The 21,648-nt window shown below is 50.0% G+C and carries 12 protein-coding genes, 1 tRNA gene and 1 pseudogene; 6 read left to right on the top strand and 8 right to left on the bottom strand.

The annotated features are described in order from the left end of the window. Positions 1-6: 6 nt before the first annotated feature. From ACSJLU_RS02500 to pepA, 4 genes are all read right to left on the bottom strand, one after another. Positions 7-510, bottom strand: a complete 504-nt coding sequence (locus ACSJLU_RS02500; RefSeq protein WP_004933360.1) for a GNAT family N-acetyltransferase — start codon at positions 508-510, stop codon at positions 7-9. Between the two features lie 199 nt (positions 511-709). Continuing rightward, positions 710-3,586 carry a valine--tRNA ligase gene (locus ACSJLU_RS02505; RefSeq protein ID WP_049208824.1) on the bottom strand — a complete coding sequence of 959 codons (2,877 nt, stop codon included), beginning with the start codon at positions 3,584-3,586 and terminating at the stop codon, positions 710-712. Positions 3,587-3,598: 12 nt separating this feature from the next. Beyond that, entirely contained in the window at positions 3,599-4,048 is a 450-nt protein-coding gene (locus tag ACSJLU_RS02510; protein WP_004933353.1) for a DNA polymerase III subunit chi, read from the bottom strand. An 84-nt stretch (positions 4,049-4,132) separates the two neighbouring features. After that, entirely contained in the window at positions 4,133-5,644 is a 1,512-nt protein-coding gene (pepA, locus tag ACSJLU_RS02515; protein WP_004933352.1) for a leucyl aminopeptidase, read from the bottom strand. Positions 5,645-5,926: 282 nt separating this feature from the next. Here pepA and lptF point away from each other — a divergent pair, with 282 nt between their 5' ends. From lptF to ACSJLU_RS02540, 5 genes and pseudogenes are all read left to right on the top strand, one after another. After that, positions 5,927-7,021, top strand: a complete 1,095-nt coding sequence (gene lptF, locus ACSJLU_RS02520) for an LPS export ABC transporter permease LptF (protein WP_019453291.1) — start codon at positions 5,927-5,929, stop codon at positions 7,019-7,021. Next, positions 7,021-8,091 (top strand): LPS export ABC transporter permease LptG, encoded by a 1,071-nt coding sequence (gene lptG, locus ACSJLU_RS02525; RefSeq protein ID WP_019453290.1) that lies wholly within the window; start codon positions 7,021-7,023, stop codon positions 8,089-8,091. Before lptF ends, lptG begins: the two co-directional genes overlap by 1 nt. A 133-nt stretch (positions 8,092-8,224) precedes the next feature. Beyond that, a complete protein-coding gene (locus ACSJLU_RS02530) occupies positions 8,225-8,941 on the top strand; it encodes a LuxR family transcriptional regulator (protein ID WP_149569924.1) in 717 nt (238 codons plus the stop codon). Positions 8,942-10,016: 1,075 nt separating this feature from the next. After that, positions 10,017-10,101 (top strand) — tRNA-Leu (locus ACSJLU_RS02535). A 225-nt stretch (positions 10,102-10,326) separates the two neighbouring features. Continuing rightward, a pseudogene (locus tag ACSJLU_RS02540) lies at positions 10,327-10,528 on the top strand (integrase core domain-containing protein); the annotation flags it as partial. A gap of 287 nt (positions 10,529-10,815) precedes the next feature. On the opposite strand, the gene ACSJLU_RS02545 reads toward ACSJLU_RS02540, so the two are convergent. From ACSJLU_RS02545 to ACSJLU_RS02560, 4 genes are all read right to left on the bottom strand, one after another. Beyond that, positions 10,816-15,867, bottom strand: coding sequence for a DNA translocase FtsK (locus ACSJLU_RS02545; protein WP_342096388.1), 5,052 nt, complete (start codon positions 15,865-15,867; stop codon positions 10,816-10,818). Beyond that, positions 15,864-17,153: a hypothetical protein gene (locus ACSJLU_RS02550; protein ID WP_342096389.1), complete on the bottom strand. Its 1,290-nt coding sequence runs from the start codon at positions 17,151-17,153 to the stop codon at positions 15,864-15,866. Before ACSJLU_RS02550 ends, ACSJLU_RS02545 begins: the two co-directional genes overlap by 4 nt. A gap of 5 nt (positions 17,154-17,158) precedes the next feature. Continuing rightward, positions 17,159-19,033 (bottom strand): hypothetical protein, encoded by a 1,875-nt coding sequence (locus ACSJLU_RS02555; RefSeq protein ID WP_342096390.1) that lies wholly within the window; start codon positions 19,031-19,033, stop codon positions 17,159-17,161. A 489-nt stretch (positions 19,034-19,522) separates the two neighbouring features. Further along, positions 19,523-21,184, bottom strand: coding sequence for a DNA cytosine methyltransferase (locus ACSJLU_RS02560; RefSeq protein WP_342096391.1), 1,662 nt, complete (start codon positions 21,182-21,184; stop codon positions 19,523-19,525). Here ACSJLU_RS02560 and ACSJLU_RS02565 point away from each other — a divergent pair. Next, positions 21,167-21,625, top strand: a complete 459-nt coding sequence (locus ACSJLU_RS02565; RefSeq protein WP_342096392.1) for a very short patch repair endonuclease — start codon at positions 21,167-21,169, stop codon at positions 21,623-21,625. The two genes, ACSJLU_RS02560 and ACSJLU_RS02565, sit on opposite strands and share 18 nt — an antisense overlap. The last annotated feature ends 23 nt before the right edge of the window (positions 21,626-21,648 follow it).

A 21,648-nucleotide genomic window follows, 5' to 3' on the forward strand; every position in this document is an offset into this window, starting at 1 on the left:
GGACGATTACAGCGTTTTCAGCATGGTGACTTCGCAATCGACGTGGCCGGTGGCGCCCATCGCGTGGTCGATGTGTTCGAAGCCCAGGTGTTCGTACAGTGCGACGGCCTGCGTCAGGCTGGCGGTGGTCTCGAGGTAACAACAGCGGAAGCCGTGCTGGCGGGCGAAATCCAGCGCCTGTAGCGCCAGGCGTTTCGCCAATCCTTTGCCGCGCAACACCGGCAGGAAATACATCTTCTGCAATTCGCAAATATCGTCTGCGCCGCCCTGCAGCGGCGCGATGCCGCCGCCGCCGGCGACCTGGCCGTCCACCTCGATCACCCAGTAAGCGCTGCGCGGCAGGCTGTAGAGCTGATACAGGGCGTCCAGATTGGGATCGGAGACGGTATAGCCTTTATCCGCCGTCAGGCCGTGCTCGGCGGAGACTTCGCGAATGACGTGAGCAATGGCGGGATTGTCTTCCGCCGTGATGGGGCGCACCAGCAGGCGCGCCGGGGTTGCTGTTGTCATGTTTACACTCGCCATTGAAAGAGACCACGTTCGTTTTTCGTTTTTATCGCAGCACGAAACGCGCCGGGGATTATTTCCCGGCGGCGTCCCTGCAGCAGTAATATCTTGTAATAACATCTAACCCGGCCCGGATGCAACGGCGATAAAAAAACAGCGGGGAAGACCCCGCTGTTTTCAGGCGTTGGCGTGAGCCGGTGGATTACAGTGCGGCGATGGTCGCCTGCTGTTCCTGCAGCTTCACTTTGCCTTCTTTGCAGGCCGCCAGACGATCGCGTTCTTTGGCAACCACCGCCTCCGGCGCGCGCGCCACGAAGCCTTCGTTCGCCAGCTTGCCTTCGATCGAAGCGATTTCCGCATCCAGTTTACCCATCTCTTTGGCCAGACGCGCGATCTCGGCGTCCTTGTCGATGAAGCCGGCCATCGGGATCAGCAACTCGGCGCCGTCCACCAGCTTGGTGACGGAGACCGGGCCTTTCTCACCGGCTGGCAGCAGCGCGATGGATTCCAGGCGCGCCAGACGGGCGATAAAGCTTTGGTTCTCCTGCACGCGGCGCTGGGCGTCGGCGCTGCAGTTGCGCAGCAGCACGTCTAGCGTTTTGCTAGGCGCGATGTTCATCTCGGCGCGGATGTTGCGCACGGCGATGATGGTTTGCTTGATCCACTCCAGATCGTTCAGCGCCTGCTCGTCTTCCAGCGCGGCGTCGTAGGCCGGGAACGGCTGCAGCATGATGGTGTCTGCGGTCGTGCCGGTCAGCGGCTTCACGCGCTGCCAGATGGTTTCGGTGATGAACGGAATGATCGGGTGCGCCAGGCGCAGCAGCGCTTCCAGCACGGTGATCAGCGTGTGGCGGGTGCCGCGCTGTTCCGCTTCGCTGCCGTTGCTCACCACCGGCTTGGTCAGCTCCAGATACCAGTCGCAGAACTGGTTCCAGGTGAATTCGTACAGGATGTTGGCCGCCAGATCGAAGCGGTAGGTGTCCAGCGCTTCGCGGTAGGCTTTCACCGTGCGGTTGAATTCAGCCAGGATCCAGCGATCCGCCAGCGACAGCACTTTCTCGCCGCCGTTGAAGCCGCAGTCGTGCGCTTCGGTGTTCATCAGCACGAAGCGGCTGGCGTTCCACAGCTTGTTACAGAAGTTGCGGTAGCCTTCCAGGCGCTTCATGTCCCAGTTGATGTCGCGGCCGGTCGAAGCCAGCGCCGCCAGGGTGAAGCGCAGGGCGTCGGTGCCGTGCGGCTCGATGCCGTTCGGGAACTGCTTCTCGGTGCGCTTGCGGATTTTCTCCGCCAGCTGTGGCTGCATCATGTTGCCGGTGCGTTTTTCCAGCAGATCTTCCAGCGAGATGCCGTCGACCATGTCCAGCGGGTCGATCACGTTTCCTTTCGACTTGGACATCTTCTGGCCTTCGTCGTCGCGGATAAGGCCGGTCATGTAGACGGTCTTGAACGGCACCTGCGGCTTGCCGTTTTCATCCTTGATGAAGTGCATGGTCAGCATGATCATGCGCGCGATCCAGAAGAAGATGATGTCGAAGCCGCTGACCATCACGCTGGTCGGGTGGAAGGTTTTCAGCGCCTCGGTCTGCTCCGGCCAGCCCAGGGTGGAGAAGGTCCACAGGCCGGACGAGAACCAGGTGTCCAGCACGTCTTCGTCCTGGGTCAGCACTACGTCGGCGCCCAGGTTGTTCTCGCTGCGCACTTCTTCTTCGCTGCGGCCCACGTAGACTTTGCCGTTCACGTCGTACCAGGCCGGGATGCGGTGGCCCCACCACAGCTGACGCGAGATGCACCAGTCCTGAATGTCGCGCATCCAGCTGAAATACATATTTTCGTACTGCTTCGGCACGAACTGGATGTCACCCTGTTCGACCGCTTCCACCGCCACTTTGGCCAGCGGCGCGGTGCGCACGTACCATTGGTCGGTCAGCATCGGCTCGATCACCACGCCGCCGCGGTCGCCGTAAGGCACCGTCAGGTCGTGCGGTTTGACCTCATCCAGCAGGCCCAACTGATCGAAGGCGGCAACCACCGCTTTACGCGCGGCGAAGCGCTCCAGGCCGCGGAACTCGGCCGGGATCTCGTTGCAGTAGTCGGTGCAGACTTCGCCCAGGGTGTTGAACACTTCCGCTTCCTGACGGATGTCGCCGTCGAAGGTCAGAATGTTGATCATCGGCAGGCCGTGGCGTTTGCCGACTTCGTAGTCGTTGAAATCGTGCGCCGGGGTGATCTTCACGCAGCCGGTGCCTTTTTCCATATCGGCGTGTTCGTCGCCGACGATGCGGATGCGGCGGCCGACCAGCGGCAGAATGATCTCTTTGCCGATCAGGTCTTTATAGCGTGGATCTTCCGGGTTGACGGCCACGCCGGTATCGCCCAGTACGGTTTCCGGACGGGTGGTGGCGACCACCAGATAGTCTTTGCCCTCGGCGGTTTTCGCGCCGTCGGCCAGCGGGTAGCGCAGGTGCCACATGGAACCTTTGGACTCGCGGTTTTCCACTTCCAGATCGGAGATGGCGGTGCGCAGCTTCGGATCCCAGTTCACCAGGCGCTTGCCGCGGTAGATCAGGTCTTCTTTGTGCAGACGGACAAACACTTCGCGCACCGCGTTCGACAGGCCTTCGTCCATGGTGAAGCGCTCGCGCTCCCAGTCCACGGAGTTGCCCAGACGGCGCATCTGGCGGGTGATGGTGCCGCCGGATTCCGCCTTCCACTGCCAGATTTTGTCGATGAACGCGTCACGGCCGTAGTCGTGGCGGGTTTTGCCTTCTTCCGCGGCGATCTTGCGCTCCACCACCATCTGGGTGGCGATGCCGGCGTGGTCGGTGCCCGCCTGCCACAGGGTGTTTTTACCCTGCATGCGCTGATAGCGAATCATGGTGTCCATGATGGTCTGCTGGAACGCGTGGCCCATGTGCAGGCTGCCAGTGACGTTCGGCGGCGGGATCATGATGCAGAAGCTTTCCTGGCTGGTGTCGCCGTTCGGCTTGAAGTAACCCTGATTCTCCCAGTGATCGTACAGCTTCTGTTCGATCTGTTTTGGGTCGTATGCGGTGTCGAGCTGACTGTTTGTCTTTTCCATTCTTTATCGTATTCAGTGAGTTGGCGGCGTAGCCGTGGTCAAATGGAAGCCGACGCTGCGATAGGCCTTGTAACGGTCGCGCGCCAACTGTTTCAGAGTGTCTTCGTAAGGAACGAAGTCTACCACTTCATGGAAAGCGGTAGCAAAATCGGCAAACTGCGGCAGCAGGGCGATCAGCAGATCGCGCGGGGCGTTGCCGCGCTTGCCGGGCCAGCACAGTTCCACCGGCGCGCCGTAGTGCGGCCCTTCGCCGGCCAGGTTGTGCGGCACGAATTCATGCGGCTCGCGCTGCCACAGCGCTTCGTCCAGCCGCTGGGCCTGCTCCTGGCTCTCGCAGGCGATCAGCACCCGCTTGCCGGCGCGGAAGCCGTTGGCAGCAACGGCGCAGGCCACGGCCTCATGGGCGCTGAGCGCGCCTGACGGTTCCGCGTTGTCGAGCAAATAAAACGTCGCCTGTTTCATTAAGGATCCACCGCTGCCGATAAAAAAATGTAGGGGCACAGCATGCTGTGCCCCTTGGGATTATACCTGAATTACCGCTCAGATTTAATCGTCGCCGTTCAGACCTGCACGGTTGAGCAGGAACTGCGACAGCAGCGCCACCGGGCGGCCGGTCGCGCCCTTGGCTTTACCGGAGCGCCAGGCGGTGCCGGCGATATCCAGGTGTGCCCAGGTGTACTTGCGGGTGAAGCGCGACAGGAAGCAGGCGGCGGTGATGGCGCCACCAGGGCGGCCACCGATGTTCGCCATGTCGGCGAAGTTGGAGTCCAACTGCTCGTAGTACTCGTCGGCCATCGGCAGGCGCCAGGCGCGGTCGCCGGCCTGCTCGGAAGCGCCCAGCAGCTCGTGCGCCAGCGGGTTGTGGTTCGACATCAGGCCGGTGATGTGGTGGCCCAAGGCGATCACGCAGGCGCCGGTCAGGGTGGCGATGTCGATCACCAGCTCCGGTTCGAAGCGCTCGACGTAGGTCAGGGTGTCGCACAGCACCAGGCGGCCTTCGGCGTCGGTGTTGAGCACCTCGACGGTCTGGCCGGACATGGTGGTCAGCACGTCGCCCGGACGATACGCCCGGCCGCCCGGCATGTTTTCACAGCCGGCCAGCACGCCGATCACGTTCAGCGGCAGGTTCAGCTCCGCCACCACGCGCATCACGCCGTACACGGTCGCCGCGCCGCACATGTCGTATTTCATCTCGTCCATGCCGTCGGCCGGTTTGATCGAGATGCCGCCGGAGTCGAAGGTCAGCCCTTTGCCTACCAGCACGATCGGCTTAGCGTCCGGATTTGGGTTGCCCTTATATTCCATCACCGACATCAATGATTCGTTCTGCGAACCGGCGCCGACCGCCAGATAGGCGTTCATGCCCAGCTCTTTCATCTGCTGTTCGCCGATGACGCGGGTGGTGATGTTGGTGCTGAAGGCGTCCGCCAACTGACGGGCCTGCGAGGCCAGGTAGCCGGCGTTACAGATGTTCGGCGGCATGTTGCCGAGATCTTTGGCCGCCTTGATGCCGGAAGCCACCGCCAGGCCGTGCTGGATAGCGCGCTCGCCGCTGGTGAGCTCACGGCGGGTCGGCACGTTGAACACCATTTTGCGCAGCGGACGACGCGGTTCCACCTTGTTGCTTTTCAGCTGATCGAAGGTGTAGAGCGTCTCTTTGGCGGTTTCCACCGCCTGACGCACTTTCCAGTAGGTATTGCGGCCTTTCACGTGCAGCTCGGTCAGGAAGCAGACCGCTTCCATCGAGCCGGTGTCGTTGAGGGTATTGATGGTTTTCTGGATCACCTGCTTGTATTGGCGCTCATCGAGCTCGCGCTCTTTGCCGCAGCCGATCAGCAGGATGCGCTCGGAGAGAATGTTGGGCACATGGTGCAGTAGCAGCGTCTGCCCGACCTTGCCTTCCAGTTCGCCACGGCGCAGCAATGCGCTGATATAACCATCACTGATTTTGTCGAGTTGTTCTGCGATAGGGGACAGGCGGCGCGGTTCGAAAACGCCGACTACAATACAGGCACTGCGCTGTTTTTCCGGGCTACCGCTTTTTACACTGAACTCCATGCACTCTCCTGAATCTTAAAGACAAAGGCGGACGCTACGGCTAGAATAACCGACTCCGTAACGATCTCCTGCCATTTGAGTTAACGAATTATGTTAACCTGAACGGCATAAATTGCTCTGTTTTGGCGACTATAAGCAAGTTCCTATAGGACACCCAAACGGCTTGATGTTGTAATACTATTTTAGCTGTGAAGGTTGCCATATGATGAGAATAAATGGCGGATTAACGATGAAATTATCGATTTTCCTGCAAAAAGACAAGTTTTCACAGGCGTAATAAGCGTGATCATCATAAGATATCTGGTACGGGAAACGCTCAAGAGCCAAATCGCCATCCTGTTCATCCTGCTTCTGATCTTCTTTTGTCAGAATTTGGTCAGGGTGTTGGGCGACGCGGTGGACGGCAATATCCCGACAAACTTAGTACTCTCTCTGCTCGCGTTGGGCGTGCCGAAAATGGCGCAGCTCATCCTGCCTTTGAGCCTGTTTCTCGGCTTGCTGATGACGCTTGGGCGGTTGTATACCGAGAGCGAAATCACCGTCATGCACGCCTGCGGGCTGGGCAAACGCACCCTGATTATCGCCGCCATGATCCTGGCGCTGCTCACCTCTGCGGTCGCGGCGGTGAACGTGTTTTGGGCCGGCCCCTGGGCCTCGCGCTATCAGGATGTGGTGGTGAACGAAGCCAAGGCCAACCCGAGCATCGCCGGGCTGGCGGAAGGGCAGTTCAAACCCTCGCAGGACGGCAACGCAGTGCTGTTTATCGGCAACGTGAAGGGCAGCACCTTCAACGACGTGTTCCTGGCGCAGCTGCGGCCGAACGGCAACCAACGCCCGTCGGTGGTGGTGGCCGAGCACGGCAACATCGTGCAGCAGAAAGACGGCTCGCAGGTGGTGACGCTCGACAAGGGTACCCGCTTTGAAGGCACCGCGCTGCTGCGCGACTTCCGCATTACCGACTTCACCGACTACAAGGCGGTGATTGGCCACCGCACCGTGGCGGCGGATAACACCGAATCCGAACAGATGTCGATGCAGACGCTGTGGGAGTCCGACGATCCGGACGCGCGCGCCGAGCTGCACTGGCGCCTGACGCTGGTGGTCTCGGTGGCGCTGATGGCGCTGCTGGTGGTGCCGCTCAGCGTGGTGAACCCGCGCCAGGGCCGCGTGCTGAGCATGCTGCCGGCCATCCTGCTGTATCTGATCTTCTTCCTGCTGCAGACCTCGCTGCGCTCCAACGCCGGCAAGGGCAAGCTGGATCCGATGCTGTGGCTGTGGCTGGTTAACGGCGTTTACTTCGCGATCGCGCTGGCGCTGAACCTGTGGGATACCGTGCCGATGCGTAAGCTGCGCGCACGCCTGAGAGGAGCGGCCTGATGTTTGGCGTATTAGACCGGTATATCGGTAAAACGATTTTCAACACCATCATCATGACGCTGTTCATGCTGGTGTCGCTGTCCGGCATCATCAAGTTCGTCGATCAGCTGCGCAAGGTCGGCCAGGGCGAGTACACCGCGCTGAGCGCCGGCATGTACACCCTGCTGAGCGTGCCGAAAGACATCGAGATCTTTTTCCCGATGGCGGCGCTGCTTGGCGCGCTGCTCGGCCTGGGCCAACTGGCGACGCGCAGCGAACTGGTGGTGATGCAGGCTTCCGGCTTTACCCGCCTGCAGATCGCCGGCTCGGTGATGAAAACCGCCATTCCGCTGGTGCTGCTGACCATGGCGATCGGCGAGTGGGTAGCGCCGCAGGGCGAGCAGATGGCGCGCAACTACCGCGCCCAGCAGATGTACGGCGGCTCGCTGCTCTCCACCAAGAGCGGGCTGTGGGCGAAGGACGGCAACGACTTCATCTACATCGAGCGCGTCTCCGGCGACAAAGAACTCTCCGGCGTGAACATCTACCACTTCAACGATCAGCGTCGCCTGGAGACGGTGCGTTATGCCGCCACCGCCAGCTTCGAGAACGGCCTGTGGCAGCTTTCGCAGGTGGACACCTCGGATCTGACCAACCCGAAACAGGTGACCGGCACCCAGACGCTGACCGGCGAATGGAAAACCAATCTGACCCCGGACAAGCTGGGCGTGGTGGCGCTGGATCCGGATTCGCTCTCCATCAGTGGGCTGCACAACTACGTGAAGTACCTGAAGCAGAGCGGCCAGGAATCCAACCGTTACCAGCTCAATATGTGGAGCAAAATCTTCTCGCCGCTGTCGGTGGCGGTGATGATGCTGATGGCGCTGTCGTTCATCTTCGGCCCGCTGCGCAGCGTGCCGATGGGTATCCGCGTGGTGACCGGCATCAGCTTCGGCTTCCTGTTCTACGTGCTGGATCAGATCTTCGGCCCGCTGAGCATGGTCTACAGCATGCCGCCGGTGCTGGGCGCGCTGCTGCCGAGCATGCTGTTCCTGCTGATCAGCGTGTATATGCTGCTCAAACGCAAGTAGCGGGGCGATCGGTAGTGAAGAAAGGCGTGGCCGTGGGGCCGCGCCTTTTTTGTTGGTGCGGCATGTCCCCGCCTGCGGTTTTTGTCGTGTTATAGTCACTTCAGCGGCAATGCAGGGAGAGGGAGGGCAGCCAATGGAAGACGAATATAATCTCAGCAACATTATCGGCAAGCGCCTGGAAGCGGCACTTGGGGAGTTGGGCGATCTCCTGTGGGCGTATGTGGTGTTATCCAAAAAAGACATTGCCTGCATCTTTGGCGTCACCAACTACCCGAGTGAATGGGTAAAAAAGTATCAAGAGCAGGGGTTGCAGTACATTGATCCGGTGGTGCTTACCGCCCGCAACCGCCTGACCCCGTTCGCCTGGGACGAGCAAATCATGGCCGACGCGGGGCTGCACTTTCCCGAACTGTTCGAACAGGCCCGCGAGTTTGGCGTAACGCACGGCTATACCTTCGTGCTGCACGATTATAACGATAATCTCGTCACGCTTTCCTTTGCCTTCAACCTTGAGCAGAGAGCGGAAGCCATCCAGGCGCTCACCGATCGTAAAGGCGATATTTCGGTATTGCTGGCCTCAATCCATGAGTCGTACCTGGCGCTGTCACCACTATCAGCAAAAAACGCTGCGACCCTGGAGCGTAACGCCCGCTTTACCGACAGGGAAAACGAAATCCTCTATTGGGCCAGCGTGGGTAAAACCTACCAGGAAACGGCGATGATCCTGGGCATAAAGACCGGCACCATCAAGTTTCATATGTCCAACGTCGTCAAAAAGTTGGGGGTCACGAATGCCCGACATGCCGTGCGCCTGGGGATGGAGCTGCGACTGATTAAACCGGTGGAGTGACGGGCTAGCTAGCCCGTGGAATACTGAGGCAACGACTGCGCAGAACTCATCAGCGGGATACGTCTAAAGGGAGAAAATATCGGCTGGCGAACAGCGTCTTTCGATTCGGGAAATGACGGGCGTTAAATCGGTATTGAGTTGGCCGCGTGGCGATTAACGTGAAGGCTGCAATAGCGTATCGGCTCCGATCTCTGCGATGTGAAATAATAACCTGCATGAACTTATAAAGGTCTAGTAAGGGACTGTACTTTAGTCTAACTGGTTTCCCACCCCTTAAGGCGATACACTTTCCCGGTAATGTTTTGATAAAAAATACAAAAAAAAACCTGACCGCATAGGGCCAGGTTGCCAATATTGGCCAACACCAGGGAAAATTTTCTTGCACCATCTTAAAGCTATTAACTCCGCAGAGGCAAGTGTTCTCAGCTGGTTTTTACGCCTTGAGTTGCTATTTTGTTACGTATGCACGCTATTTCTTGGTGTTTTTAGTCCGAAGCCCATCCAGCTAAAAATAACGTCTCTTTTTTGATGGCGTTATTCCTCTATTTATATTTCCCGCCTGATATTTACCAATGAAAAAATAGTGTTCTCGGAATGTTACGCAACCTCATTCTTTATTGGCTGACACATGAGTATGAAATTATTTGCAGCATTGTCATTGCGGCTGGGGATTATATTGTTTTTGCTAGGCGCTGGGTGAGGCAGTAGTGATGGGGGAGGCGGTTGCGGCCTGCGGCGTACCGGGCTCCTGAACCTGTTTCGCTAGCTGGGCGAGCGGTTCTGGCTGGTGGGAGTGAGTGACGTACGGCACAGGAGCCATCATTGCTCTGTGCAACGATGCTGGAACCTGGCATCGGACGACATCGTGTGAGCGTGGTGACTGAGCCAGGATGCTCGTTGCAATGCAGTATGCTCATCATCAACGTGGTTGGGAAGGGCGCACAGCGGGAAGAGGGGGCGTGCAAACGCGCGTTGCGGCGGTTTTTTCGACACTTAACTCATTGAACAACGGATAAGTGTTGCGTGCTGGTCGCGGGAAGGTATAATTCACCCGTTTTCCGCATACTACTTCAGTGCCGAAGTGGCGAAATCGGTAGACGCAGTTGATTCAAAATCAACCGTAGAGATACGTGCCGGTTCGAGTCCGGCCTTCGGCACCATTAAGTACCGCGCGAACAAGAAGCCACCGAAAGGTGGTTTTTTTGTGCCTGGAATCTGCCTGCCGCTGCTACTGTAAATATCCCTGCAAAACGAACCATTCACTTTAGAGATCTTCCGACATACTGATTATGCCCCCTGAGGAGGTCGCCATGCGCAAAGCTCGATTTACCGAACACCAGATCATTATCGTTCTGAAATCTGGCGAAGCCGGACGTACCGTCAAGAATTCCTTTATCGAACGGTTCAACCGAACGTACCGGACATTTTTATCTATTAAGAACACGGAACGAGGCACGGGAAATCACAGAGCGTTGGCTGAAGGAATACAACAGCGAACGGCCTCATGAATCCCTGAATAATCTGACGCCGGAAGAGTGTCGGCTGATTGCTGAAAATCTGGAAATCTCAAAAAGTGCGTGGAATTAAAACGGGTGTGCTTACACACGTACTGAGTGTGTACTTAGGCACTGAAAAAACACAAGTCTTTTCAGTATTGAAGAAGTCAGGGTTCCAATCCTGACAGCGGATTTTACCGCAGTAAAGTGACTACATTCTGGATGCATCCATATGAAATAGGCTAGATGGGTTTACAGAGATTTGTTGTTGTAATTGGAGTCTGGGGTGCAGAGTAGATAGCACACCTTGGGAGATATTTATTATGCCAGAATTTTCTTTTTAAGTGTGCTGGCAATTTAATGCCAGCCCCAATTATTTTACTCCGATTTATCAGGAGAGACTCGAGCACACTGTACTCTTTTTATACGGCCTTCGGATTTTAGATAGGCATCGCCTTTGCCATTTAAAGATTCGGCCCCTGTTTCATCCATAATTACTCGACTTTCTATCCCACTTTTAACTCTTAAAGCAAGTTGAGCGGGGAGGTTGGCGCGCAAATTTGTGCTTATCACATCTCCACTAGGTTTTTGTGTGGCAATGATTATATGTATACCGGATGCACGAGCCTTCTGAGCAAGTCTTTTGAGTTGGTTTTCAATCTCTTTTTTCATTTGAGGATCACTCGTCAAGTCTGCATATTCGTCGAGTACGATGATCCACCAAGGGATTTTATTTTGCTGCGAGGATATTTTATTGAACTCAGAAAGAGTGCGGACCTTTTTTTCCTTGAATGCACTATATCTTCTTTCCATCTCATCAACAGCATTTGTCAGAAGTGTGATTGCATCTTGATCATCCCAACCAATAGCACCTTCTAGGTGAGCGAAATGGGCGAACATATTTAGTTCAGTGCCTTTGGGATCAACGAGAAGTAATCTTAATTCTTCCTTGGAGTAAAATTTCACTAGTCCATACAGAATGGTATTTAGAGCTTCTGATTTACCGCTACCTGTGGTTCCGCCGATTAGTAGATGCGGTGAATTTGATGATGAGAAATTTAAATCAACCACTTGTCCAAAACGATCTTCTCCAAGAGGAGTCGCAAGGGCTTCAAGTGGCCTCTGCCAATCAGACCAGATATCATGTGCATCAACAAAATAACGCTGTTCTTCAGATTTAGGTACATCAATAGTTACATAACCTTTATCAATTCCGAAGTAAACAGACTGCTCGTTTTCAAGTTGAAGATGTAGCTTTAATGCATCTGCTTTTTCGTAGATTTTTTTGGGATCTACGCCTGGTCTAGGCCTAACTTTGAAAAGAATGGATGCAGGCCCTTCGATAATGGGTTTATCCTCAAGCTTGGCGGATTGAACAGAAATTCCATAAGCATCAAAGCAGGATAAAATTTCCTCATACATCCTTTGTACTTGCTCACGCGACATCGAGACTCTTTTGACAGATGAGGATGCTTCAGCGACAGTAGCATTATTCAATGTTTTAATTTCTTGATGCTCTAGGCCTACATTGTTAGGATTTTGAGATGTATCATTAGCTATTAAATGATTATCTTGGATAGAGCTCAAAGTAAGGTCATTAACAGGAACATTTAAAGAAGATTTTCTTAATAAAGGGAGGATGTGTAAATTAGTTGTACGGACTACCATAACGTCATCAACTCTTTGATATTCAATTTCATGAGATTGATTTTCCCAAAGACAAATGGAGTACATCGAGTTTAATGATTTTAGAGAGTAAGTACCATTTCTAAACATAGTTCTTATATGTGCGAGCAAACTACCATTACTTTCATCCGTTCTAGAGCCTATATGACTAAAAGTAATACGAGCTTGGTCAGCACACATATCAATTGCGGAAAATACTTTTTCTCTCCAGAATTTCCCATCTATTTTGGATAGAGAGTTATTTCCCCCTTCAGTGTCTAAAATATCAGCCATAAATTGACGAGTCTGCTTGGCTTGTTGAATTCCGTGTGGATCGAATGACTGTCTTAGTTTCCCCTCAATTACTAGTACGTCCAATCCAACATGTTCAGACTCGTCCATGGAGAAGGTGAGGCGGCACATATCGGCACGAGTAGAGCCTCTGCCTCCAAACCATTCGACATGCTCATCGAGACTTATCCATACTGCGAAACCTTCGCTATTCGGGAGCGGATACATTTGATCAGCTAAAGCTCTTGCGACGGCTAGGCCGAGAATCTCTTCAGTAACTCGTGAAACTCCCATTGCGTTTAGAGCAAGGTGTGGGGAGGTCCAGCGAGTCTCATCATAGATGACAGATGCAAGATGCTCCAAATTATCTGCCTGCTCGGCATTATGAACTAATTTTCGTAGTTTTCTAGATAGCCTTGACTCGACTAAAACACGCCCGGCTCGAGAAGATACAACAAGAGTCCCAAGTCCATTAGCTCCTATGCCATCTTGTATACTCAGAACATCAGGGGCACCAGCTTCAATTGATTCAATCTGGCGACGTGAAATATGCCGCTCCAATGTGATAACCCAATGACAATGTTGATGCATTGTATTGAATAAAGATGCCAGTCCAGAAAAATTGAGGCGTAACTCAATGAAGTCTGTATTTTCTGGTTGCAATGGAGATATTGGTCGGCAACGATTTGAACGAACTACAAGGGTTCCCCAAGAGTCGAGAGCGAGGTCAGGCGCTCGAGGTCTCATCACAATGGACGTTGCTCCATCTTCCCCGGTTGAATCTATCCTCGTTGTTCGGTCAAAAAGAACATCGAATTGGCCTGGCTCTTGTGTAAGAGGTTCCGTGTTATGTTGAGGTTGCATAGCTCTATCAAGTACGTTCATTACAATACCAATATCGAAATTACATTCTGAAATTGCTGTTTCCAGAGATGAACCTGTATCGAATTCGATAAACGTAACATTTTGGGCAGGAAAAAGTTTTTTTCGCCTTTCAAGAGTGTTTGAGACTCCGGTGCTTTCTACTGCCTTAGCAATTTTTTCCCATCTAATTCTAGGAGCCGCAATTGTAAGCTCCACGCTGCCTCCTTTGAGTGTAGTTCGGAAAAGATGTTCAATGAGTTCTGATGCAGTAAGATCTGAAGGAGGTAAAATAAGTAATATTGAAAGACCATCTTTCTTATATGGATGGGCATCTACATAGCTACAAACTTTGGCGCAAATTGCTGATAGAGCTTCTTGATCATCACCAAATCCTTGGCTACCATTTTCAAGTTTTGCAAAGTGTTCGAACCATGCGGTTTCAGATCTTGCGTAAAGTAGTTCACCATCAGTATTTATTGCTACGGGTGGTATCTCTCGTGGACAGCGTCTTTCCAACCAATCGAGGTAAGGTTCACCATCTTGGCCTGCGAAACCTAATGAATTTGATAGAGAGTTGAATAAAAGTTTCCGAGATTCATCTAAATAGCTAGATATCCAACGAAGTTTGAGAGGATGGGTGGGGAAGTAGATCCTGTCGGTATCACTGAATGAAATTGAATCTGCCATTAAGATGGAGTCGATAATTGGAATTCGGATGCCATTTGGTACAAATGTGTCTCTAACCTCTTTCAAAAGAGTGGACCAGCGATCAAAGTGAGTATTTATAGCATCAATGGATAAACCCTCAGAGATTATATTTTCGTGAAGCTCGTATTTTGAATTAATGAATTGATCAGTAATTGCATTGTGCCCTATGGATATATATTTTTTATCTGTTGGGATATTAGCTACATTGGTCGTTCCCATAACAAATGGAATAAGCCAGTGAGTGCCGTTCAACTTTATTTCATCACTGGCTAAGCAGCCACCTATTCCTTTTATACTGGGAGAGTCTGGCTCTGCCAATAATAGCCAGAAGAGGACCATATGTTGTATAGAGCTTGGTCGCCAATTAGCCACATCAGAGATGTCGACAATCTCTCCGGATTCATTCCTTGCAATCCAGCGCAAAGGAACTGGTTCCCAGTTAATTTCATCGTTTACGTCGTCTTCCGAACCTATCGAACAGAATGAATTTAAAGGTTTTTTAGGAAGGAAAAGCACATTATCGACCGTAAATTCATACTGACAATCAGCAGCTTGGCTTGCTTCTGATATGGTTTTTAACGTTGAACCATAGAGGAAACTGAACAGCCCTACTGAAGGCGTTAACACATCCCTGTCCCCTGCGAACTCTATACTTATAGTTACGATATTTCCATTATCAGTAGATTGTTTAAAGCGCTGAAGTTGCCTCACTGTTTCTACGATAGGATTCTCACATTCGTGAGGTCTAGGGTAAGCAACTCGCTCGATCATCCGTCGTGTCCGCAAGCTGATGAGATCTGCTAAAGCGGTGAGTCCTTCTTTGGCGACAGTTGACAGAAATCGTTCGGCATCTGGTTGTTGTTTCTGATTCAGCCCATGGATAACATCCATTTCTTCCAATTCAGATAATCTTTCGGTGTTTGAGTGCTCAAGTTCTAAGCGGACTCTTTCTCCTAATTGTATTCCAGCACTGTCTTTTTGGAAAAGCTGCATAAAAATTCCGTATGGAATCTGGGAAAGTGTATCATTCGTTTGATTATTAACATATTTTTCGCAAAGGCTTCGCCATATACCATTCTCCTTGATAGGGTACTTGTCACCATTTTTATTAATAAATTGTTTCCGCTTAATAAGCTCGATTAAAGCTAATGGATCAGCTTCACCATTTGTTGTTCGTAGGTCAGAGTAGCGTGAATTCAATTCTAGTCGTCGGCGTGATTTCCCTTCTGAATCTGCATCACGCCAATTCCGATCTGGAAATATATCTAGATGCCATAATAGGCTACCTATCAATTCATTAGCTTTTTCTTCATCAACAGCATGTTCATCATTACTCCAATCCAGAGCCACATTATAGCTGTATTTGATGAACTTACGCACCGGGATCGGTTCGATTTCTGGATGGATGAGCTTGATAATTTCCTCAAGCCGCGAGAGCATCATCGAAGGGGGTTCACTGGTTTTGCCTAAACTTTTCCAAGCCATTGCTGATATTAGTTTAAATACTGAGTTGTAACTGCCGGCCGCAGTGTCAAAACTGGCATCAAGAAAGTTGCTATCTCTGAGAGTGAAAAAATTTTGAAGCCCTTGGGCATCACTCTGATCTTCTGTTTCTAAATAAACAAGCCCGGATTCGTTGTGATTACGATAGAAGGTTATAGACTTACCTTCTTCAGCAATATAAGAAGAGGGAATCTCTCCACCCAAGGAACTTGCAGCAATAAGCTTTACATCCTCTAGCTCAATGGAATTTGCGCGTTTTTCCCACAGTTTGACAAATTGCTGAGCTTCTTCTTTGAGAAGGTTTTTTACTCGGAAACATCGGTGTTTAGAATTCGCTTCGCTTTCAAAAGAATTAGCTACAAGCTCGACAGCAACTGACGCTAAAATCCAACTATTCATTTATCACCCCCATAAGAAACCATCCGTGTTGCATCAGAGTACATCCTGAGCATTCCGGCGGTAAGCATCTGCTCTGCTAGTGAACGTTCGTTTTCTTCAAATATAGTTGCATCAAGATCGTTGAGAAGATTCTCAGAACTAGCTGCGTTCCTTCCAATAATTAGGCGGCAATGATGATATAACCAGTCAGTCATGAAGTGTTCAAACTCGATCTCTTTTCCACAAGGAATGCCAGCCATAACCAAGGCATCTATCGATTCGAGACGTAGTGTAAAATGTCTTCGTCCTTTCCAAGCATTCCCTATACCGCATGAAACGACTGTATTGCCAAAAAAACCTCTAATTTTCCCCAACTGTTGAGTACTTAATTCACCCCCTAACTCAGTTGCTTTCAATGTTGCAGCTTTGTCTATATTACTTAATTGGTTTTTATAATTCTTTTGTGATGCTCTTCTAAGCTGAGGATGTGTATTAGCACAATCCAGAATGAATCCGGATCTATTGCATGTGATAATAGCTTCTGCTCGACCAGCCATCATTATTACCGACCATATTCCTGTCCAAGTCACTAAGGAACGAACGCGATCAACTACGGAAGCAGAATGATAACTGAGAATATTATCTACCCCCTTACGATAAAGCTCTTCCCAATCATCATGTATCAGTTCAGTCGAGGTTGAGAATGCCACTTCATCGGCAACAGGTTTTTTATCAGCTATACCAGCATCTTGTAGAGTCTTTGCGAGCATTTCGAGTGGTGATTCATCATTATTTGGGTAGAGACATTGGAATCCTTTTCGAATTCGTTCGAGACGGTTCAGGTCCTTATCTGTTCTCAATATAATAAATGCATATGTCCCCGCACCACGGAAATATCTTCTCTCTAATAGTATTTGCTCTTTACCCCTTCTCGTTCTTGCATCCCAATGCACTAACGACTTAGTAAAGGGGAAGAAGTGTGTCCTTTCCCAACTCTTAGATTTTACTAAATTAGGGAGTTCTAATTCTAATGACCTGAGAAGCTTTGATATTGCTTGCTCCGAATGCATGTCCAAGAGAACATTCCGTTTTTCTTCTTCGGGTAATGTTTCATCACGAATGAGTCTTCTCGAAAAATCATGTGCTACACGTTGAATTAATATTTTACCTTCCGTTGGCTCTAGTCCACCAGGTGAGCAAATAACAAAGTTGAGTAACTCGATGCCGGGATATTGCCCGGCACCGTCGATATCGAATACCCCCCCAAAGACCTTTAATGAAACAACTGGTGCCTTTATATCTGACATTTAAATTAAGCTCCTCCGCTCACTTGGATGACGCCCATATCTAGGGATACAGTGCTGACTTTCCCATTCATAAATAAGGATATTTGTGCGCTGCCGGTGCGGCCTCGTTCTGCCAGTTTTCCTAGAAAAGCTCTAATTCTCTTCATCTGGTGGGCATAGAAACCTTCGGAGATGAAACCTGATGCTGAACGAATAACACACTCGAATGCCATCAAGTCGAGGGCAATATTAAGTGGTTCTTCGGTTTTATCATCTATACGGATAACTATTCTTCTATCCAACCAATCAACAGAATCTGTAAGTAACCATTTCGTTTCTTGGCTACCCCATGCGGCTTTTTCCGAGAGTAAACTAATATCTCGAATGGGAATCTGGCGGGCAATGATTGCAGCATCTGCACTTGCTCTTCCGAAGGCAGGGTCAACTAAAAATAATGTTGTTGCTGTCGATGAGAGGCGAAGCCCTTGAATACCATGTAATCCTGCAACTACAAGATTTTTCATCCTAAGTTTTGCTTGTGGTTTCATCTCACCTTCGAGCATTTCTAGAAAATCGTCTCCATACTTGAAGCCTAATCGTGAAAGCATATCCTTAGTATCATTATTGCCATCAAAAAATGAGCGTCTTCTAAGACCGGCAACGACCCGTTTTATATATTCAGCCTCTCTTGACAGGTCGGTTCGGCTTTGTGGCGTGCCGATTACTTCATCTATTCCATTTGCGGCATCGATAATCTTTTTATTGTTACCAATAGTGATACTGTACAATAAGTCTAATTGACCCGTTGGATAAACTTCTTCTCCATTCAGTAATTTTTCATCGACCGAACGTCGTGCAATTTTACCTGGATCCAATTTAGAAATGTCCTCTAGGATGGGGATTCCTCTGAAAAGTCTATCTTCTGGAATTTCTGTAGGGCGACAAAAAAGTAGGTTATAGAACGCATACTCACTTTGCCATCCTAGTTCCGGTGATCGGCTATTTTTTCTCCTAACATCCTCACAAGTTAGTCCGCCTGTAACGATATAGGCGATCAGCATCAACATTTCACGGATGGTTATAACATGTCCCAATCGTTCGACTGTTGAGAAGAATCTCTCTAATTTATTAATGCGGATATGAGAGTTTGTGCCATCATCTCCTAGCAGTTCCCTGTTTTTACGGATTGGGCAGGTAAGTTCTAAAGAGCAGGAATTACAGCTGGATGTCCAGCGTCTGCCATCTCCGATCCAGTGCCCCAAGGTTCTTCTCACTAAACTTTCGGAGCCATTGAGTTTATGGGCAGCAATTGACTGGAAATTAAGATTGACGATGTGTAGATGGTTATCAGTGGATGAGAGGCCAGTCTCAAAGGTTTGTTTAAAGAGGTGCCTGAGTTCGACGCAAACCTTGTCAGCTGATTGTGAGCTAATAATAGCACGTAGCCGACCTTCATTTGCACAAAGCACTAGAGACTCTCCCTGAGAGTTACCGTACTTTTCTAGGAATTTTGCCGCACTGTCAGGGTCTATCTCCGAGAAGTCTTTGTGAATCCTTAGAGCGGTTTGGGTACTGGGCTCAATAGGGGGAATGATAGACCTCCCATCACACTGAGTTAGTAGCAGTTTCCTGCTTTCTGCAGCCCCGTAGCCCAAGTAATTACTGAGTAACTTACGGCATAAATGTGTTTTTCCATGGCCGGCATCACCTGTAAGTACGATACACCGAGCTCCTGCATGTAGTGCTGAAAGAATATATTTTAGGGCCTCGGTATCTAACGATAGAGAATCTTCATCTGTTTGATATTCCTCGTATATCTGCTCATGTGAAACCGAAAAAGGTAGATACCGGTTCATTCTGGCAACATTTCCGTTTGTTCTGGGGTGTCGTTGTTCCTGCATGTTACCTGTTTCCTTATGGAGATTCGGTGAGGGGCCCAAAAGAGGTTTTAGTTTAAAAATACGGTATAAACTGGCAAGTCACACCAAAATGGACTAGAGGCGAAATCCAAACTAAAACCATGAATTGTTGCTCTATAATACCTTCATTCATATGGGTTAGAAATGGTAAACCTTACACTTTATGTTACCAATTGGTTGAAGAAAATCAATTTTAGGCTTTTTATGAATAAGAGGTACGGTTTATCTGTGTATAAGATATAACCGTTTTAATACCCATTTTGAGTGTTAAAAAATCTATACAAACATGGGGACTTGATTATAACTCTACAGCGAGAGGGGAGTTATAGAGGTCATCATTGCAATGGTAATTATTTTAATCTAAATTATTTTGATTGATATCTTTTCCGTTGGTGGAGCCGAGATGGTTGAAAAAATGTTATAGAGCCAGCGTTTGGATCTATAACATTTACATTATCATCTATATAATATTCAGTTGTTCAGAATTTCAGAAACTATTTTGGCTATTTTATTTGCTAGTAGTGGTGGTACGGCATTCCCAACCTGGTGGTACTGTTGGGTACGACCACCCTGGAAAAAGTAGTTGTCTGGGAAAGTCTGTAGCCGAGCAGCTTCTCGCACAGTCAAACTTCTGCATTGTACCGGGTCATAATGGATGAAATAGTGTCCATCCTTGGAAATGTGGCTGGTAATCGTTGTCGAAGGATTATCTTTGATTTGTACTCTAAATCGGTCCGAAAACTTGCCTGACTCCCAGTTCTTATGGGCAGGGGCTAGTCGTGGCAAATTAAATTCCTTATGTCCCTTGGGCGATCGGTTGTAGATAGACGCGAAAGTTGCGGCATAACCGTAACGACCCAAATCGTCTATGCGATGGCCACGAGTTTCATGGTTAAGCCACACATTCAGGTGAGGGTCTAATAACCATTTATCTAGGTAGTCGTGTCCAGTTTGTCCAGAAGAACCGGTTTTTTTAGGCAGCCTTATACTTCCTGTAGTCAAGACGCAGCCGATACTGGCTGAGGTTTTTTGCAGATAAGGAGCTAAAATTTTCACGGTATCATCAGATGTTAATGCAGCTTCTGCCAGTGTTTGCAGTTCCTTGCCAACCCGCTCTTCCCACAACGCATTGGAGTCCCTCTCTTTGCTTAACAAACTTCTCAAGGCAGGGAGACCCCCAATAGCATCTTTGACGGATACTGAGTTTTGGCAGGACAACTTGGGCAACTTGTCTTGATAGCGATCTTCCCTTACCCCTAACAAAATGACTCTATGGCGAGCCTGAGGTATGCCAAAGTCTTCGGCACGAATGATATATTTCGTTAGATCCAGCTGACTCGGATCATCACCATCACTAAACACTTGATCGCTGACGAGTGACACTATGTGATAGCGCTGACCTTTTTTCTCTGCACTCAAGGCAGCATTTGGATTGGCGAGGTCTTTCAGGATTTCATGGAATATTTTTTTGCCATTTATGGTCGACGAGAGAATTCCTTTAACATTCTCCATGACAAAAATATCCGGTTGATAGTTTTGTATGATCCTCAAGTATTCACGATAGAGAAAATGGCGATGATCATCTTCTGCCTTGTAATCAGCGTTACCTTTGTTTCTGGCTCTACCTACCAGTGAATACGCTTGGCAAGGCGGCCCACCAATTAACACCCAGGGTTCTTCAGTGGGGCGTTTATCTAATGCTGCTTTAATTGAAGCATCAAGAGTAGCATTTCCATCAACGCTGCCAATTTCTATGCACATAGCTTCTTTACCGGCTTTATGCCAAAGATCTTCTGTTTCACAGCTGTATGGTTTTTCGGCTTGGCCATTGCAAAAGCGATAGTAATCACCCAGTTTGCTTGGTCTACTACTACAGAGTAATCGATAGAAGGCTCGGAGACGGAGAGTTTGGTGAGCAATAGGATCCTTTTCAGCTGAAACTGCGATCTGGAACGCGGTCCCGTTTTTCAACGAAGAGAAGCCTTCACCCAAGCCACCAGGTCCGGCAAAAAGATCTACTATTGGAATCGGTAATGAAGTTGTACTCATGAGTTCTTTTTGTAGTTTTAATAAGGTAACCAGGATACCAGGAAGAGGCGCAAACGGGAAGTAATCATGGATGTCGTCGACCAAAAAACACGCTCTAGAATGATGTCAGGCATCAAAAACAAGAATACGCGGCCGGAAATTTTCGTACGTAAGTACTTACATGCGAAAGCTTTTCGATTCAGACTGCACGTTGCAGATTTACCCGGAAAACCCGATCTGGTTCTTCCCAAGCACAAATTGTGCATCTTTGTGCATGGCTGTTTTTGGCATCGCCATGAAGGATGTCGTTATGCTACGACTCCGGCTACTCGCACAGAGTTTTGGACTAAAAAACTTGCATCGAATAAACAACGCGATATTCGCGTCAAGATGCAACTGCTTGACGCTGGATGGCGAGTCTTCGAAATCTGGGAGTGCGGTCTTAGAAAGAAAGATGGTGATTCCTTAAGTTGGTTGCCAGAGTTTATCAACAGCGGTGTTCAGACTCTCAGTTGGCCTGACTATGTTTGCAGTGGGGATATGTAGTCAGGCCACAAGCTCCATTCGTT

The sequence above is a fragment of the Serratia bockelmannii genome (genome assembly GCF_051803255.1).
In the GTDB taxonomy this organism is placed as follows: Bacteria; Pseudomonadota; Gammaproteobacteria; order Enterobacterales; family Enterobacteriaceae; genus Serratia; species Serratia bockelmannii.